The sequence below is a fragment of the Mesorhizobium sp. M1329 genome, from assembly GCF_040318035.1.
Taxonomy (GTDB): Bacteria; Pseudomonadota; Alphaproteobacteria; order Rhizobiales; family Rhizobiaceae; genus Mesorhizobium.
Window position 1 is genome coordinate 1 of the sequence record NZ_JAMYLN010000078.1, and the last position, 2,720, is coordinate 2,720.

Annotated in this window: 1 protein-coding gene and 2 pseudogenes; 2 read left to right on the plus strand and 1 reads right to left on the minus strand. The window is 52.8% G+C overall.

What is annotated here, in order from left to right; genetic code table 11:
- Positions 1-314 (plus strand): annotated as a pseudogene (locus tag NKH21_RS32580) (dipeptidase); the annotation flags it as partial.
- Between the two features lie 716 nt (positions 315-1,030).
- Here the strand turns inward: NKH21_RS32580 and NKH21_RS32585 are convergent.
- Positions 1,031-1,816 carry a class I SAM-dependent DNA methyltransferase gene (locus NKH21_RS32585; protein ID WP_352869999.1) on the minus strand — a complete coding sequence of 262 codons (786 nt, stop codon included), beginning with the start codon at positions 1,814-1,816 and terminating at the stop codon, positions 1,031-1,033.
- 376 nt (positions 1,817-2,192) lie between these two features.
- Between NKH21_RS32585 and NKH21_RS32590 the strand changes: the two are divergent.
- Positions 2,193-2,681 (plus strand): annotated as a pseudogene (locus NKH21_RS32590) (IS66 family transposase); the annotation flags it as partial.
- Between the last annotated feature and the right edge of the window lie 39 nt (positions 2,682-2,720).

Below are 2,720 nucleotides of genomic sequence, written 5' to 3' on the forward strand. Positions count from 1 at the left end.
CGCATATCGACCATTTCGTCTCGCTTATTGGCATCGACCATGTCGGCCTTGGGCTGGATTACTGGTGGGGAACTCTTCCGTTCTCGGACCTCGACACAGTGATCAGCCAGTGGGAGCAGGCTATCAGCGGAGGATCTTGGAACGCGGAGGCCTACCCACGCCCGCCCCACTACAATCCGCCAGAAATTGAAACGCCCGAATTGTTCCTAGGAATGACAGAGGGGCTGCTCCGTCGAGGTTTCAAGGAAGACGATGTCCGCAAGATACTTGGGTTGAACTGGCTGCGTGTCTTCCGAGAAGTCTGGGGAGAGTGATCTTGCGGTTTTCGACTTGGGAAGACCTGCACAGCTAAACTTCTCGCAGTGCCTGAACGGCGATGGCCAACGCCATCCTTTCCGTAAAGCATTTAGTCACCTCTCCTTCCGGACGGGAGGTCGCTGGAATTCAGTTCACGCATTACGCAAATGACGAATAGCTGCAATGAAGTTGAACGACTACGACCCACCCTCTATTCCCGTCTTATCCTGTCGACCCGGCACTGCGGACGTGGGGAGATGCAGCGCTATGGAGTTCCGGGAATCGCCCTCGGCGTCTACCATGACGCTGCGCCGCGACCGCCGGCTTGGGTGTAACGCACGTGCTCCATCCGCAACCGGCCGGCGGCGACACGTTGTTCCAGATCGCGTCGATCACCAGGGTTCACCGCCACCGCCATCTTGCAGCTCGTTGCTCGTTGAGCAGAGGCGACTCAGCTTGGAGGACCGCGCTCACCTGCCGCAGTTCACCGTGACGCCGAAGAATACACATTCTGCCCGTTCCAAGAGTTCTATGCCTTCCTCGTCTTCCGCTCCTCCCATCAGGGGACATTACTGCGGAAAACTCCACTTTCGAACAGTCTCGTTTCTCGAGCCAGAGTATTGTGGGGGGGCGTCTTCTATCCGCAACAAAAATCGGTGCCACTAACCATGCGTGAGCATTTGGATATGTGGATGTGCCCCATGATCTGTATTGGCCGGCACAAAAATAAAAGCTAACTCGGTCTACGTTTTCGATAGACCGACATATGCCTCACAGATGACGTGTCAAATGGCCGTCGCTCCCAATCCTCCCAACGCTCAACTAGTTCTAACCCCACGATCCGAGTAAGAAGTTCCAGTTCAGATGGATAGACGTATCTAAGCTTGCTAGGCAGGGTGCGCACCTCACCGCGATTCATCCAAAGATCTTGCATAACATACATCTGATTATTCTGATCATGTCTTGTAAATCGAACGATAGCGCGATGTTCGTCTACGTAAACCACAGTCGTACGTTGGTTTCCGTACACACCAGAACCCACGAAATCGGTCGTATTTGGCATATTAAGATGTAGAACGAATCTACCATCGTCACGAACTGCGCGCATAACTGAATGCAGGCAGGCCAATTGCCTGTCTACAAACAGCAAATGTGCGAATGAGTTGTTTATGCAATACACAAGATCAAATTGCCTATCTAAATCAAAGTTAGCCATATCACCGTGGTGAGTTTGTACCAGACGCTGATGATTCTTTTCTTCTAGTAAATCCAGCATACGAGCTGAGTTGTCGAGACCATGGACTTGCGGTCCTGCTTCAGCCAGCGGTAACGCGATGTGTCCGTTTCCGCATCCCAGTTCAAGTGCAGTACCGTCTCTGACGAGTTCCGCCAGGAATGCCACAGCCTTCGCGTTCTCTACGGGGAAGTTGTGTGTATCAGCGTATTCGTCATATACATCAGCCCAATGGTCTCCAAAAGCGCTGTAAACATCATCGGCTTCTCGCAGTATATGATTCATAACGTCTCTCCGTAATAAATTGTGTAACCGACGATATGATTCCGCAATACATACCGCTGCGGGGGTTGCTTTTATATATGAAGAGTGAGAGGTCAAGTTAAATTATCGTGCCGATTGACATCGAAAATTTAATTGTATTTAACTAACCAGACGTGATTGGCTAAATTAATTTAGCATATTATTAGAACGCGATGAGCCGTTCCGGTGGCCCAACGCCCTGTGTTGAATGGTTACGTCGTTGCTTTCTTCCGGCCACAGATTTCATCCGTAGATTCCGCGATCCGTCTCAGCGCTTCGCTGGCAATCGGCGCGGGGCCGGCTGCTGCCAGTTACTAAAAGCATCGGCACAAGTGCCTTGTCTGTTGCACAAAATAAGGCGCATGCGCGGCGGGGCTTCTTCGAACTGGCCGACATCGAAGAAGGCCCCGAATGCGACGACGGCAAACCGATCTCCCCAATCGCGTTGGATCCGGTCAGGCGCCTCGACGCGCTGTTCGAGATCGAGCGCGCTGACGAGCGGCATGCCGTGCGGCAGGAGAAGAGCAAACCACTTCTCGACGCCATGAAAGACTTAGCCCGAAATTGCAGGAACCGAGCAGTTGGTATGATCGATCGATCCCAGGCGCGAGAAAATCCTTACGATGCAAGGCTCTCAAAAGGCCGCGGACTTGTTTGGAACTCGCGTTGCGGAACGCCCGCCGATCAACATCAAAGCTGCCTGGTTGTCGGCGGTTTTGTGGCGACGACATGTTACGCACCCTTCCTTACGAGGTCGCACAGACTCTGCTGCCAAGGGAACGAAATGGTCCTGGCTGAAAGCCTAGAGCACGTCCTGTTTAATCCGGTTCATATCCTGCGGCTTTGAAGTAGTTGGCGCATTCGGCTGGGGTGAAGAGGTCGACGA

Coding starts and splice junctions, on each gene's coding strand:
- NKH21_RS32585 (WP_352869999.1), bottom strand. CDS start 1,816: ATGAATCATATACTGCGAGAAGCCGATGATGTTTACAGCGCTTTTGGA.